The organism is Bradyrhizobium sp. Bra64 (assembly GCF_024519875.1).
GTDB lineage: Bacteria > Pseudomonadota > Alphaproteobacteria > Rhizobiales > Xanthobacteraceae > Bradyrhizobium > Bradyrhizobium japonicum_G.
In genome coordinates this window covers 52,861-67,622 of record NZ_JALJRD010000016.1, presented here as the reverse complement: position 1 = coordinate 67,622, position 14,762 = coordinate 52,861, and the positions used below count along the sequence as shown (strand labels likewise).

General features: G+C 63.0%; 10 protein-coding genes (1 of these 10 running past the window's edge). 1 reads left to right on the top strand and 9 read right to left on the bottom strand.

The window, feature by feature from the left end; translation table 11 throughout:
• Window positions 1-199: 199 nt before the first annotated feature.
• Window positions 200-703, top strand: a complete 504-nt coding sequence (locus tag NR187_RS30480; protein WP_256808811.1) for a pilus assembly protein N-terminal domain-containing protein — start codon at window positions 200-202, stop codon at window positions 701-703.
• 61 nt (window positions 704-764) lie between these two features.
• Here NR187_RS30480 and NR187_RS30475 read toward each other — a convergent pair whose 3' ends face one another.
• The 9 genes from NR187_RS30475 to NR187_RS30430 form a co-directional block, all read right to left on the bottom strand.
• Entirely contained in the window at window positions 765-977 is a 213-nt protein-coding gene (locus NR187_RS30475) for a hypothetical protein (protein WP_211386909.1), read from the bottom strand.
• A gap of 165 nt (window positions 978-1,142) precedes the next feature.
• The gene (locus NR187_RS30470) at window positions 1,143-1,388 is read right to left on the bottom strand and encodes a hypothetical protein (protein ID WP_211386908.1); all 246 of its coding nucleotides are present in this window, start codon (window positions 1,386-1,388) and stop codon (window positions 1,143-1,145) included.
• Between the two features lie 250 nt (window positions 1,389-1,638).
• Entirely contained in the window at window positions 1,639-1,902 is a 264-nt protein-coding gene (locus tag NR187_RS30465) for a cold-shock protein (RefSeq protein WP_211386907.1), read from the bottom strand.
• A gap of 88 nt (window positions 1,903-1,990) precedes the next feature.
• Window positions 1,991-2,869: an efflux RND transporter periplasmic adaptor subunit gene (locus NR187_RS30460; RefSeq protein WP_211386906.1), complete on the bottom strand. Its 879-nt coding sequence runs from the start codon at window positions 2,867-2,869 to the stop codon at window positions 1,991-1,993.
• Window positions 2,866-4,881 carry a preprotein translocase subunit SecA gene (locus tag NR187_RS30455; protein ID WP_211386905.1) on the bottom strand — a complete coding sequence of 672 codons (2,016 nt, stop codon included), beginning with the start codon at window positions 4,879-4,881 and terminating at the stop codon, window positions 2,866-2,868. Before NR187_RS30455 ends, NR187_RS30460 begins: the two co-directional genes overlap by 4 nt.
• Window positions 4,874-7,021, bottom strand: a complete 2,148-nt coding sequence (locus tag NR187_RS30450) for a peptidase M50 (RefSeq protein ID WP_256808809.1) — start codon at window positions 7,019-7,021, stop codon at window positions 4,874-4,876. The genes NR187_RS30455 and NR187_RS30450 overlap by 8 nt, the downstream gene beginning before the upstream one ends.
• Window positions 7,022-7,034: 13 nt before the next feature.
• Window positions 7,035-8,897 (bottom strand): efflux RND transporter periplasmic adaptor subunit, encoded by a 1,863-nt coding sequence (locus tag NR187_RS30445; protein WP_256808808.1) that lies wholly within the window; start codon window positions 8,895-8,897, stop codon window positions 7,035-7,037.
• 117 nt (window positions 8,898-9,014) lie between these two features.
• A complete protein-coding gene (locus tag NR187_RS30440; RefSeq protein WP_256808807.1) occupies window positions 9,015-9,824 on the bottom strand; it encodes a SapC family protein in 810 nt (269 codons plus the stop codon).
• A gap of 30 nt (window positions 9,825-9,854) precedes the next feature.
• On the bottom strand, window positions 9,855-14,762 hold the 3' portion of the coding sequence (locus NR187_RS30430; protein ID WP_306235800.1) for an LEPR-XLL domain-containing protein. Its footprint extends 23,679 nt past the window's final position; 4,908 of the gene's 28,587 nt are visible here — the last part of the coding sequence; its start codon lies beyond the right edge, outside the window; the stop codon is at window positions 9,855-9,857.

The following is a 14,762-nucleotide window of genomic DNA, read 5'->3' as shown; positions in this document are numbered from 1 at the left end:
CGCGCGATCGCCTCGATTAAAGCTTCAATGTCCAGGCGCTTTTCCGGATGCCCGAAGCACTGACCGGCTGTCCGCGACGGCAAACCGCGTTGCCGTGTGCCTGGCGCCCCGCTTTGCGATTGTATTTGTACGCGCCTCCAATTAGCGTGCTGACATTGCACGTTCATCCTGAATTCCTTTGATCAGCGGGATAGAGCATATGCGCATTTTTCTTTTCGGCGCGATCAGTGCCGCGATCTTCGCCGGCACCATCGGCATGGCGAACGCTCAATCCGCGCCGCGGGAGGTGATCGGGGCGGACACCATCGAGATGCGCAACGGGCAGACGCGGACGTTTACGTTCGAGCAGCCCGTGACCAGGTTCTCCGTGTCGGCCGAAGGCATTGCGGAGATCAGGCCGGAGACCGACCGCACCTTCACCATCCGGGCGCTCAGCGCCGGCCAGGTCCTCATGACCGCCTATGCACAGGACGGCCACGTGGTTCACCGCTCCTACATCGCCGTCGCGGACGCCGGTCGCCTCGTGAGGGTCTATGGCTTCGAGATGAAGGTGACGAAGGACTATGTCGGCTTTTACTGCACCGATGTCGGTTGCGGTCGCGCCGATCCGGACATCGGGCCGAAGCCTTACTCGACAGTGATATCGGAGACGCAAGGCAAGGGCGAAGGCAACAGCGCCACCACGACGCGGGAGTTTCGCTGAGGCAAGTCGCTGAGGCAAGACCGCAGGCGTCGCCCGTCAGGGGATGACGCGGCCTGGAATGCTAGTCGTCCTGGTCCTGGTGGCAGATCAGACGGCGGGGATGCTCCACCCCGACCTCGGACACGAGGTAGGACGGTGCGCGGGGTTGCCGGAAGACGCGCTCCGCCAGATCGCCATGGCAGCTCTTGATCTTGGTGACGTAGTCGCACCACTCGCCGGCTCGCGGCGGCCGCAGCGCGGGGTCCTGATCGGGGCACGGCCTTTCGTCCACCATGTAGGCGGATTCCGCGCGGGCGGCGCCGGCGGCAGAGCAAAGGAAAACAAGACTAACCGCCAGACAGAATCGCATTGCCGCCCCCATGGTTAAAGGCCCAGCATTTCTCAACCTCCCGGAGAGCGCAAGGGCCGGCGGTCATTCCCACCGGGTGCGGATCGCGCTCTAGGACGCGCCGAGCTTCGTCCAGATTGCATAGACCGCCACGAAGACCGACAGCGCCCCCAGAAGCCAGGCCGTCCCGCCCGTCTGGCGGTCTGCAAATTCAACGTTGGGGTCGCTCTCGCGGCCGAACGGGACCTCCGGTGCGGGCTTTCGTGGGCGCCGAACGCGTCCGACGGCGCGCCTCAGCAGGCGACGAACGAGCGTTTCCCTGTCGGCTATGCCGCCGCTGTCGAAATCGGCCGGCATCGCTATTCGCTGGTCTCGGCCGGCCTGCGGCGAGGCCTTCGCGGCATCACGGCCATGAGCCGCGCCAGCCGGCTCACTCGCCGCACGCTCTCGGCAAAGCGGGCGGCGGGCCTGCGGTGCCGAATGTTGAATACGAGCTTTCGAAGCCGACTAAGCACGATGTCCCCCGCAATCATGTCGGCCGCATGAGGCCGCTCCAACAGGCAAAACGTGAACACAATTGGCGACGCGTGTCCTGGCAATCCGGCAACTAGCGCGGCAAGCGTGGCGATCTGAGATAGCGCGTCAGGACAGGCACGCTGTGCGCATTGGCGAGAACCCTGACGCTGACGGCCTGCCGCTTGCCGGAGCGCTGATCGGGCGCCATGTTGTAGCTCACCCGGGCACCGGCCTCGGGAACGAGGCCGGGGGAACATGATTTGAGATGAAAGAAGATGTCGGTGCCGCCGCAATCCGGCCTGATGAAGCCGAATGCCCTGTCGCCGTGATATGTCTTGATCGTACCTTCCAGCATCTTGCAACCTTTCAGTTCAATAGACGCGTGGCTCCGGGAATTGCTGCGGACGGACTATCCGGATTTCCTCATGCGCTCGATCCTCGTGTCAGCCGACGCCGGGAAACCGGACGCGACATTTGAGCCCGGCAGGAATCGCGTAGTTCGGATTCGGCAGCTCGAGACGAACGCCGATCGTTCCGCTCGCCGCGTCGAACACCTGATCGACGACCGTCACGCGTGCGGCGTACCGGCCTCCTACCGGCTCCTCGGGATAAACCTCCGCCGACGCACCCACACGAATCTTTCCGAATTGGCTGAGCGGAACATAGACCTCAACCAACAGCGGATCGATTTGCGAAACCGTCAGGAGATGGGCCTGGTCGAACGCATACTCGCCCGGGCCGAGTTTGCGCTCGACCACCACGCCGTCGATGGGGCTCCGGATGGTTCGCAGCTTCAGGACTTCGTTGGCGCGAGCCACCTCCAGCCCCGCAAGGGCAAGATTGACCTTCGCTTCCTCGACATCCTGCTCGGCCACCCGCGCACTCGTCTCCGCCTCATCGGCGACCGCGGCCGAGACCGAGTCGTTCTTGCGCAACAACTTGGATCGCTCGTCCTTCCGCCGCTGAAACTCGAGTTTGGCCATGCTTGAGCGAACCGTCGCCTCGTTTTCGGCACGGGTCTTCGCCAGCGACACCGCCGCCTGCTCGACCCCCGACTCAAGCCGCGCGACAACCTCGCCCCTCTTTATGATGTCGCCACGGTCGACCAGCATCTCGCTCAACAGGCCCGGCACCGACGTTCCGAGCTTGAGGACCATTTTCGGCTGAATCAGGCAATCGAATTGCCCCTCCGGCTTTCTCTCCTGCGCATTGGCGCACCCTGCTCCCGCGGCGACCGAGACGGCCAGAATGGCGAGCACCCAGCGCCGGGCACCCGATACGGCCGGACGCTCCGCGTCGTCGCTGTCTCGAGCTTGTTTCATTCTCCCCTCCCCGAAAACGCAAGCACCCGGTCGAGCCGGCGATCCAGCTTTACATTCTGGACGCGCACGTAGCCATGTCGTCGCTCCGCCTGGAATTGAGCCAGCCAGCGCAACGACTGGTAGATTCGCAGCGGAACAGGCATGCCGCTGCCGACGAGACGTGCGATCATGCGCGTCATCGATCCTGCATGGATCATGAACACGTCGTCCTGAAGTGAAACGATGGCCTCGCAGCTGCCGGGATCGCCCTGCCGTGCGCAGCGGCCGAACAGCTGGCGATCGACCCTCCGAGAATCGTGGTACTCGGTCAGGATTACGTGCAGGCCGCCTCGCGCGGCAACGCCTGGGTCAAGCCGGATATCGGTGCCGCGCCCCGCCATGTTCGTCGCGACCGTCACTCGCGCGGGCTCGCCGGCCTTCGCGACCACCTCCGCCTCATCCTGGTCCTGCTTCGCATTCAAAAGCGCGTGCGTGATGCCACGTGCATTCAAGGCGGCGCTGATCTCTTCGGACGCCCCTACCGAGCGCGTGCCGATCAACACCGCCCTGCCCTCGGCCACAGCCAGCCGCTCCACCCTGTCGGCAATCATCCGCAGCTTTTCAGCCGGAGTTGTGCATACCAGTGGACGGGCAACGCGGCGTTGCGAGGGCCGGTTCAGCGGGATGCGAACGACGTCAAGTCCGTACACGGACTTGATCTCCCGCGCGACCTCACGGGCGGTACCCGTCATTCCCGAAAGGCGAATGTAGCGACGAAACAGGCGTTGATAGGTGATGCGGGCGAGCGTCTCGCGTCGCTCTGTCAACTCGCAATCTTCCTTGATCTCGATAAGCTGATGCAGGCCGCGCTCCCAGGAGCGGTCGGGCATCACGCGTCCCGTCGACTCGTCCACGATCTGCACCTTGCCGTCGATGACGACATAGTGCTGATCGCGGTTGAACAGCAGCATCGCGGAGAGGGCCTGGGTCAAGAGCTCCTCGCGAGCACGATGCGAACTCCAGACGCCTTGCAGCCCCTCGGCGAGTCTACCAATCTCGCGGCGACCTTCTTTGGTCAACGCCAGACTTCGCTCTGCGAGATCGATCTCATAGTGCTCTCCCGCAACAAGGCAGCTCGCGAACTGAAGGGCCTGATCGCATTGCAATCTTTCCTCGGCTGCCCCCGTCGACGACGACAGGATCAGCGGCGTGCGCGCTTCATCGATGAAAATGCTATCGGCTTCATCGACGATGCCGAAATAGAGCCCGCGCAGCACGAGATCCTCGTCACGCTGCAGGCTGCCGCGCAACCGTTCGAGCGAGAGGTGCAGACTGCTGCTTCGGTGCGCCAAAGCCACACGGTCGCGCAAGTAGTCGAATGCAAGCTCCTTGTTGGTGCAATATGTCACCGAGCAAGCATAGGCTCGACGCCGCTCGGCTTTCGGCATGCCCTGCACCACCGCCCCGACACTCAGGCCCAGGAACTCATAAAGCGTCCTCATCTCGGCCGCGTCACGTTCGGCAAGATAGTCGTTGACGGTAATCAGATGAACGGGATAGCCGGCAAGCGCTACGGTGGCCGCAGGCAGCGTCGCGGCAATGGTCTTGCCTTCCCCGGTCGCCATCTCCACCAATCTGCCCTTCAGCAGCCCGAATCCCGCAATCAGCTGGACGTCATAGTGCCGCTGACCGATGGTCCGCGACCCCGCCTCCCGCACCAGCGCAAAGCATCGGCCGACGAGCGGCGGCGTAAAGCCCGAGTTTCGCAGTTTCGCACGGATAATGGGCACCTGCAGACGCAATTCTTCGTCGCTCATGATCCGCAGAGCGCTCTCATGTGCGGCGGCGTGCTCGACGATAGGCGTCAAGGCCCGAACGGGATCCCGCAGCCCTCTGAACGCGCGTTGGATCAGATCCTTCGCCAGGTATTCGGCCACCCGATCGTGCACTGCCGGCTCGCGATCCGCGCGCTCCGGATAGGGACGGCCAACCGCCAGTTCGCGATGATCTAGTTCCATAACGCTTTTAGACATGGAAGTTCGTCAACAATAGCAGTCTGACGCTGCGATACCATTGGACCGCAAGTGGCTCCATCCGATGCTCGAACCGAACGAAGACGTGCTGGCCGAAATGATCCACCGCCTCCAGGCCTGGGAGCTCGATGTCGAATTGAAAGGTCCGCTGCAGCGTCTTGGGTCCCTTCGCATCGCGCGGATCAACCGCGAAATCTCCACCACCCTCCACGCCAAGCGCCGCGCTGGGCAAGTATTCGCCACCAGCAGGCACCGCCCGCAATACACGTCCCTCCAAAATCAGGCGCGGCTGGTCCACCGGACGAACCTGGATGCGATCGGTCGTAAGGCGCACCCTATCAACCGCCTCCTGCGGCACGACAACACGCGCCAGCGGCGTCGCGTTTCCAACAACGTAACCCAGGAGCTCGCCCCGACGGTAATAGCGCCCGGGCATGTCGACCATTTGAGGCACCACGAACACGCCATCGCTGCGGGCACGAGCGATGAGGTCGGAAGCGCGCTCCCGAGCCAGCTTCAGATTGGCGCGCTCGAGCTGAAGTCTATCGCGAACAAGCTGCGCCTTGGCGCGATCCGATACAAATTGCGCAGCATACTCGGCCTGCAGCTCCTCCACTTTGGCCTCGTTCCTGCGCAATTGCGCAACGAGCGTCGGCTCGCGGCTCTCAATAAGCGGATCTCCCTGCGCGACTTGCGTTCCCGGCGTAACCAGAAGTTCATGGACGAAGCCATTCGAAGCGGCACGTACCATTGCTTCTTCAGGCAGCCATAGCACTCCTTCCACGTTGGAATGGTAGGGCATCGGCACGGCGAGCAGCAAGACAGCCGAGCCGAGCACGAGACCTGCCGCGATCGCGATAGAACGGGCGCGATGCTTGTGCAGGCGGGGATTTTCGACGAGATGCCGCACCGCCTTGACGACCGGCAGAATCGCCATCGCCCCCACCGCCCAGACGGCGAGAATAACGCCAATGAAGAAGAACTGTCCCGCGATGAACAACGCGATCATGATCGTTACCATGATGCGGTAGACGGTCGAAGCAAAACCGTAGAAGAAGAACCACGCCCGCTCTATGCCCGAAGCCTCAGGACGCTCCAGATCGGAGACGCCGAGCAGGTATCGCTCGATCAGATAACCCCAGTAGCGCGTCGACCGCGCCGCCAGATTTGGAATTTCGATGAGATCCACAAGGATGTAATAGGCGTCGTAGCGAAGCAGCGGATTGCCGTTGAACAGAAGCGTAGACACGCTCGCGATCAACATGACATTGAACAGGATCGCTCGCACCAAACCCGGCTCGACCAGAAGCCACATATAAAACGCGATCGCCGCGACAAAGAGTTCGACGCCCATCCCGGCGGCACCGACAAGAGCGCGCCGATACTTGGACCTGAAAACCGTGGCGGCCGACGCATCGACGTAGGGAACCGGCAGCAAGACCAGCAGGATGATGCCGAGATCGTGGACCTCTCCACCTCCGGCTTTGGTGGCGGAGGCATGTCCCAGCTCGTGCAACGCCTTGATCGCCGGAAAGACCAGATAGATGATGAACAAATTGTCGATCGCCAATACGCGGTCGCTGAAATTGTGGCTGAGCTCCGGCCAATGCGGCCAGACCAGGATGAAGGCGGGAAGTACGATTGCGAGCCAGGCGATGGCCCCCCAGCCGCTCCAGACAAACCGTACAAGACCCGCCCACCGATTGAGCATCCGATCCGGATCGAACAGCGGGATGCGGATCGCCATCGGATTGCCATAAGAACGCAAATGGCGCGCCTTTTGCTCGCGCTCGCTGCGCGCAAAAAGCTCGGCGACGTCCGGGGTAACATCGCTCTCCAGCAGGTCAGCGGCATGCAGTTGACCGAGCAGTTGGATTAGCTCGTCCTGGCTGGGCGCCTCTTCACCCAGGTGCCTGTTCGCGAGTTCCCACAACTGTTCGACGGAATGTGCTCCGTCCATCAGCGAGACAATCAGCCGAGCCGAAGGGCTGAAGCGATGCACCCGCGACGAAGCGGGGTCCTGCAAGAGGTACCAGACCTCGCCACGATAGATGTGCCGATGCAATCGCGCGTGCGAGCGCAACTTTGGCTTTCGCGCTGCGACACGATACCACCAACTGCTGAGCAACGGCGCGTTCACCACAACCTCGCAATCAGAACAGCCATCTCCAGATCGACAGGCGGACCCAGTCCACGAAATTGTGCGTCCAGATCCAGATCAGCTTGCGTTCGCCGACATCGATCTTTCCAACGCCTTCCATACCTGGTCGCACGCGTTCGGATGCATTCTGGAGCCGCGCCTCCACCCGGAAGTAGTTGCGGCCCTCCTGGGCTGTCGACACCGGCGTCATTTGCTCGACCGAGAAGTCCATCCGTCGGTGCGGGATACCCGACAAGGTGAGTTCGCCCTGTTGACCAAGCTTCACGTAGGAAATGTCTCGCTCCTCGACCTGCAGGATAACGCGATAGCTGTCCAACGGCGCGACTGTGAAGAGCATCTTGCCCAATTCTACCGGCGTCCCGAGGAGTTGTTGCAGGTCGCCCGCGACGACGACGCCGTCGAAGGGAGCAAGCAGCGTGGCGCGAGAAAGCTTGTCAGTGACCAGCGACAGCATGGCGTCGACCTGTTCGATCTGCGCCTTGAGGATCGTCATGGTCGCGCGCTCCTGTGCAGCCAGCGCCTGCCGATACTTGCGGTCGAGCTGCTCGCGCTCGGACGACAACCGCCTCTGTTCGAGCTTGAGGTCCCGGTCATCGAGCTTGCACAATACCTGCCCGGCACGCACGGTGTCGCCTGCGCGAACGAAGCTTTGCGCGATATATCCGTCGAACGGTGCCGCGGCGATCCGCTGCACCGCTCCTTCTATCACCGTCTTCGCCGCGACACGATACGTGCCCGCCGCGACACTGAAGAACAGGATGACGCCGACCAGCACAAGCGCGATGAGCTTCGCGCCGGGATGACGCGGTCCGAACAAGAGCTCCAGGCCACGGTATGACGAGGTCGCGGCATGCCTCAGAACGCCGCGTTCCGTCTCACGCTTGAGCTTCAATATCGGACCAAGCAGCGCGCCAACCGTCTTGCACAGCTCGATGGTTTCAGTGTCGAACGGCTCGCCCGCGGCCCGTTCCAGGGTCAACACGCCGGTTGCATGACCGCCGTCTGCGAGCGGCACCGAGCAGACTGCAATATCCCTGTACTCGCGCGCGAGATCGGCATGCGCGAGTGCCGCGCTCTCCACGTCGTCGCGCGGCGGAAACACGAGCGCGACGTCCAGGTCCAGCACCTCGTCCATGGCGTTGCCGATGCGCCGACCAAGATCCATCTTGGGGTCGAAGGTTGCAGTATGCGAGATCGCCTTGACTTCGACGCTGCCCGAGCGCTCGAGTCCCACGCTCACCCGATCGCACGCCAGGCGTCCAGCAAGTTCGTTGGCGACCGCTAGCGCCGCCGCGGAGAAATGGCGCTCCTGCATGGCGGTCGCCACGATATCCATGGCAAGGCCCATTCGCGCGAGCCGTGCGTCGCGTTCCTCCAGCGCGCCTTTGCGGAACTGGTCGATCAGCCAAGCGCTCGCCCAATGCAGCAGCCGCAAAGCCCGCTGTAGTGCAGCTTCCGGGCCGGGCCCGATATCGAGCACGACGACCCCGTGCAGGGTGCCGGATACTTCTATCGGATAGCCGATAAAGGCGTGGTGCTCACGCAACGCGCCATGCCCCTCCGAGGGCAGCACGATTCCGCGGCGCTCGGTCAGAGCCCGTTCGGCGGCCGGGCTGAGATATTGCATGTCCAGACCAGGGTGAGGCCACACCGCCGCCGGAACATAGGAGCCATCCTTGTCGGGCCCCAGCAACAACAGGCCTCCGCCAACCCGCTCAACCTGCATGCAAAGGATCGCGAGCCAGCTCGCGCAGAACTCCGCACTGTCCTTGGCTGCCGAGAATTTCGCCCAGGCTATCGATTCGGCGCGCGCTGCGTCCTCGGTGAAGGAATAGATCGGGGACGCAGTGGTCATGGCTACTCATCGCTCTCGGGACTATGCCCGCGATGCCGCAATGGCGGACGGCGGCGCGGGCGACGGAGGCGCCGGTGAGGCGTTGCAATCACACGGGGACACGGCGTGACCCGTTCTCTAGGCGGATGCTCTCGCCCCATTCAGGCGATCGCCTGTTTCCGCCCCTGCGGCATCGTCAGGCCCAATCGCCGGCTCAGTCGCTCCCTTCACGACCGCGAGGCGCGACGGAAGGGCCTGGAAGTTGCGCATCGACTGGAGGTGAAGATAGAGCAGCTCGAGCTCGTCGGTCTTGGCCAGCTCGGCAAGCTTTTCACCGGGCAGAGCCTTCAGTTTCTCCCGATTCACCGCCATGAACCCCGCGAGCGAAAGCTTTTCGCCAGAGGCGAGTTCGACCTGTGCCTGCATCGGCTCGAGCAGATCGAGCTCGCGCACCTTGCGGCAGAAGGCCTGGGTGCGATTGAACTGGGTCTGATATTCCTGCAGGAAGGTCAGGATGTTCTGGACATACTGGGTCGGCTTGTTGTCGTCATCGAACAACTTTTGTCCCCGACCGTCACGGTTAAATCCCGAATAGTCCTCGTCGATGCAGAGGACGAACCTTTCGCCGTCGGAGCTGGTCGAGAACACGAACGGATAACGACGCAGGAAAGCGGGGACATACTTGGCGTCCCACTTTGAATCCTGCGAAAGGAACAGGTTCTCGCTGTCGCGCACGCCGAGGATAACGGCCGGCATGACGTTGTCCTTGGTGCCGGCAAACACAATGGCATATTCGGATGAGGCAGCGGGAAACTCGACAGCCATCAACGGCACCGAATTGGTCTTGCTGCTGAAGCCATAATTTCTCGTGATCTCGACTGCGCAACCCCGGTGACGCGCGGCGGACAACGGAATAACAGTTTCATAAATCAACAATTGCGCCGTCATTACTAAGCTCCTTCCCTTGCAATTTCGGGCTCAGGCATGGCCCGCATCATTAATCGACGATGGGCGTACGCGGAGATTTGCGTTCGGATTCCACTGGGCCTTGTTCTGCCCCACATGGTTCAGGAAGTCGTCGAGCCACTCCTGCGAACCATTTGAAGGTCCGGAGGCGAGATTCTCCACGGCATCAAGACTGTTATGCCAGTTTATGCTGGTTGCTTCCTTCGCGCTATTGATAATCCGCGAGGAGTGATGCTCCGGCGAAGATACTTCGTCTTGCGAGACTGCAGCGCTGCTCGGGGTACCACCCGTCAGGCTTGCCGACAGCGAGACGAAGGATTTGCCGGGATCCTCGGTTGCACCACGGAACTCCGCAATCTGGGATCTGGCGTTCGGGCTCAGGAGGATGTTCGAGATCAGCGTAATGCCGCTGGGCTCGTCCGTCTTGGCCACCGCCTGCACCGGCGGCGCGACCGTGAACGTCGACGCCGCAGTCGCAACCGGGATCAGCGTCATCTGCGGCGCCGTTGCCTGAGCGACAGCTGCGCTCTGCAGCAGTGCCGCGGAAGCCGGCCCTGGATGCCCGGCGGGCTCCGGCAGCCGTCGCTCACCGGCGCGCAAGGTCATGCCGGCCACGTCGTCGCCGAGGTCTTCGGGCAATCCCATGGCATTGCCCATCTCGTGGACGACGGTCGTGAGGAGGTCCATGCGTCCGGCGGCCGGGCTCGACGATGCAGCTTCGGATACCTCGCCGGACAGCCTGATCGTGAACTCCCTGCTATCGCCGGGCGTCGGGTCGATGAACCACCCCCAACCGGCGGCGTCGGGATCGAGAACGATCGTAGAGCCGGTCGTGGCGCCCAGCATCTGATCCGGCAGGTCGGCCATCAGGACCGTGACCTGATCGAGGATCGACAGGCGCGGGTCGGTCGGCCCGAGGGCAGCGGTCCACGCCTGCCTGGCGGTAGCGACAATTGCCGCCAGCTGGTCCGCCGTCACGACGGCGAGATCGGTCGCCGGAGGCGCCGCCAGTGCGGCGACCTGCGGCGTACCTCCGCCGGCATAGGCGATATCGTCACCGCGGATCAGCACGTTGTCGAAGGACGCGTTGCCGTTGCGCGCGTACAGTCCGAGGCTGCCGTCGTGCACCAGGATATTGTAGTTGAAGCTCAGGACGCTCTTGCCGTTGAGCACCACGTTGACGTTGTTCACGACGCCCTCGGACAGGGCAACGAGCAGATTGTAGTCGCTGCCGGCTGAGATGGTCGTGCTGGCGACGGCATCGACGTACCAAGTGCCGTTGCTGCGATGGCCCAGCACCACCTGGTTGGTTCCCGCGATGATGCCGGCATAGAGGAAGGCGTTGGTCGACGTGTAAGCGAAGGTGAGCCCCGCCGATGTGCCGGCCTTCGCAGCGTTCACCGTCGCCGAATATTCGACATAAGACAGCGGCGCCACCGCCAGCGACCGCGTGGTGAAGGCAGCGTTGTTCGATGGCGGAACCGCGGTATAGCGGCCATTCGTTCCACTGGTGGTGGTCCATGTCCCGGTCTGGGCGGCGAAGTTATTTGCGACGCCGTCCGAGAAGTCCTCCAGTACATTATAGGTGAAGCTGATCGGCAATCTCTGGACCGTGTACGACGTATAGGCGGCGATCGAGTTGTTCGTGCCAACGCCGACCATTCCCGTGTTCAGCGGAGCGTTGAACGTATACGACACCTTCAGCGCGCTCGCAGCCTTGCCTCCGTTTGCGCTCGTCACCGCGAGGCTTGCGGTGGTTCCGTTGACCGTGAGCAGCAGGGTGTTCTGCGAGTTCAAACCCAGTCCAGGCTTGCCCGCCGAAAGCGTTGCAAGGTCCGTCCAACCGCTGTCTGAACGTTGGCCGATCTTGATGGTGTTGTTGGTGACGTCGATACCCGCGTACTTGAAGTTTGTCGTTCCCTGGTAGTCGAAAATGATGAAGCCGTTCTGCAGGATGCCGCCACTCGAAACCTTCATCGTCGACTGGATTTCGAAGAAGTTGCCAGGCAGCCAGGCATCGAGGTCGAACAGGCTGATGTTGTCGCCGCTCACCTTCACGGTGGCGTTCTGGTAGGCACTGTTGGCCACGGACCAGCTGCCGCTATCGGCGAACATGCCGGTCACGGTATTGGGCGCGTAACTCGCGCTGCGCAGCACATCGCGCTGCGTGCCCGGCGTGTTACCAGCCTGCGGGTCAGTCGGTGCGCCGGTCTGGGCGTGCCAGGCCGCATCCTGTTGCAGCACCAGACCGAGCTCGCCGGCCGGCTCGCCGTTGCGGCTGGGAATCGGGTCGTTCGCCTTGGTCGGCGCCGGCGGCAGCGCACCATTGTTCAGGTCGGAGTAGCGCGTGGCGTCGACGCCGTCGCTCAGCGACTCCGCATACAGGAAGTGGTGCAGGAACGGCTGCATGGTACGACTGACCGTCGCCATGCCGAACTCCGAGAACGGCACGAGATAGCTGTTGTACTCGCCGACCCAGTCGATGAGCCGATCGCCGCCCGTGTTGGCGATCAGAACGTCCTTGCCGGCACCGCCGTAGGCCCGATCCTCGTAGGTCGGCGCGGTCTCCGGGACGTTGTTCAACCCATTCGCGGTCGTCAGGTCGTCGTCCGCATTGAGCAGGTCGTTGCCCCAGCCGCCATAGGTGTGGTCGCGGCCCGTGCCACCGACGATCCAGTCGTTGCCGTTGTCACCGAAGATATCGTCGTTGCCGTCGTCGCGGACCGGCCCGTACGTCACGGACTGGTTCTGGTTGCCCGGCGTCGTACCGCCCGGCCGCAGGACACCCTCGGTCTGGTCGAAGTTCAGGAACCACTCGAGGCCGGACCCCGTGCTGCTGGCGGTCCCATCCGCTTTGAGGAGAATCTTCCGCATCGGATTGTTCTCATCGTACAGCGCGAACTCGCCCGTACGGTTCGCGATGTGCGGATGGGTGAACTTGCCGTCCGGATCCGTCGGATTGAAGCGCAGCGCGTCGCCGGGGTTGTACGGATGGTAGTAATCGGTCTCGGCGATGCCGTTCAGATCGAGGAAGCTGTCCTGCGTCTGCGTGTAGGAGAGCTTCAGCGCCTCGGCTCCCGACACCGAATCGTCGCCGGAGCCGCCGTGGATCCAGTCGCTGCCCAGGCCGCCAAAGATGATGTCGTCGTTGTGCCGATGCGTCTTTCCATCGCTTGCGGCCGCGTTGTTCTTGGTGCCGGCGACCGAGAACTCGTCGGCGGTCCCGTTGAAGGTCGGATCGGAGCTGAACGGCGTCAGATCGACGGTCTTCTTCAGGGCACCGCTCACATTGATCGTGTCGGTCTGCATGTTGCCCGGCGTGAAGATGTACTCGTTCAGCGCGTTGCCGTTGCTGTACTTCGGATCGGCGTCGCTGGAAAGCAGCGGCGCGATGCCGAATAGCGGTTCGCCCACGCTGACCAGATAGGTCGCATTGGCCGAATCGGCGCTCAGGCTGTTGCGGCTGGTGAAGATGCGGCCGTCGTCGCCGATGATCCCGTCCGAACCGGTACCACCGGAGATCCAGTCGTTACCATAGCCGCCGATCAGATCGTCGTCCTGGCCTTCGCCGTACAGCCAGTCGTCACCCTTGCCGGCATAGATGAAGTCATCGCCGGATTCGCCATGCAGCTCATCGGCTGCACCGATGTCGGATGGCTGGTGCACGGGGTCGAAATCGACGCCGCCCGGCGTATAGTCTAGCAACCGGTCGACCCGCGGGATGATGCGCACGAAGCCCACCGCGCTGTTGTAATTGTCGTAGTTGAACGACAGGAAGCCATTCAGCGTCTGGACCGGGTTGCCCGCCTGCGTGACCGTGCCCGCGATGACCAGCGCGCCGACCGGTGGCGCAACCTGGCCCTTGATGCCAACCAGGCGGATGACGTCGCCGTTGTCGCCGACGATCGAATCGGAGTCGTTGGCATGACCGTTCGGCGTCGTTGCAATCAACGAGTTGCCGTCGATCGTCGCGTCGCCGATCGCGTTGCGCGCGATGGCGCGGCCGGAACCACCGAGGATCAGGTCAGAGCCGTCGGGCCGCTTGGCCGGCGAATTGAGATTGAACAGATCGGAACTGCCGCCGATCAGGTCATCCTGGTTCTGGTTGCCGAACAGGATATCGTTGCCGCCGCCGCCTTCGATGTAATCCTGGCCGTCGCCTGCTCCATCGAATGACGGACGCAGGAACAGGGCATTGTTGGCGTCACGGAACGGATTGCCGGCGATGTTTCCAGCGACGTTGAGGACGCCGACCCGCCCGCCGATCGCGGTGGAGTAGCCGGCGGTGCCGTCACCATTGTCGATCAGCGTGTGGGATACGTACTCGATCGAGCCGTCGCCCTGCGTCACGTCGTTACCCATCTCGCCGAAGATCATGTCGTCAGCCGCACCGCCGGCGATGTAGTCGTTGCCGTACGAGCCCGCGGGAGCCAGAACGGTGTCGTTCCCGTGGTCGAACAGGGTGATCAGGTAGTCACCCCAGCTGCCATGGCCGCGCGGATCGGCTTGCGGCAGACCATTGGCGTAATCCAGGCCGGCAGCCAACGCGTCGGTGCTGAGGCCGGTGCTGTAGATCTGCGTACCTGAAAGCGTCTCGAACCGCCCGTTGCGGAAGTCGCCAAGATGTGTCGTCCGGTTGAGCGCGACGTTGTCGCCGAACACGAGGTCGCGGCCGTTCTCGCCGTCGATCGAGTCGTTGCCCATCCCGCCGATCAGGATGTCTTCGCCGCCGTTGCCGAAGATCGTATCGTTGCCGCCGTACTGCCGCGACTGGCTGACGATGGTGCGGGACAATAGCGTCGTCTCGATGCGCTGCGGCGTAAGCAAGACCGGCTTGGTGGTATCGCGCCAGCCGGAGGTGGCCTGGCCGATGTCGCCCAAGTCACCGAAGATCACGTCGTCATAGTCGCCGAATGCATC

Coding starts and splice junctions, on each gene's coding strand:
- NR187_RS30480 (WP_256808811.1), top strand. CDS start 200: ATGCGCATTTTTCTTTTCGGCGCGATCAGTGCCGCGATCTTCGCCGGC.
- NR187_RS30475 (WP_211386909.1), bottom strand. CDS start 977: ATGGTGGACGAAAGGCCGTGCCCCGATCAGGACCCCGCGCTGCGGCCG.
- NR187_RS30470 (WP_211386908.1), bottom strand. CDS start 1,388: ATGCCGGCCGATTTCGACAGCGGCGGCATAGCCGACAGGGAAACGCTC.
- NR187_RS30465 (WP_211386907.1), bottom strand. CDS start 1,902: ATGCTGGAAGGTACGATCAAGACATATCACGGCGACAGGGCATTCGGC.
- NR187_RS30460 (WP_211386906.1), bottom strand. CDS start 2,869: ATGAAACAAGCTCGAGACAGCGACGACGCGGAGCGTCCGGCCGTATCG.
- NR187_RS30455 (WP_211386905.1), bottom strand. CDS start 4,881: ATGTCTAAAAGCGTTATGGAACTAGATCATCGCGAACTGGCGGTTGGC.
- NR187_RS30445 (WP_256808808.1), bottom strand. CDS start 8,897: ATGACCACTGCGTCCCCGATCTATTCCTTCACCGAGGACGCAGCGCGC.
- NR187_RS30440 (WP_256808807.1), bottom strand. CDS start 9,824: ATGACGGCGCAATTGTTGATTTATGAAACTGTTATTCCGTTGTCCGCC.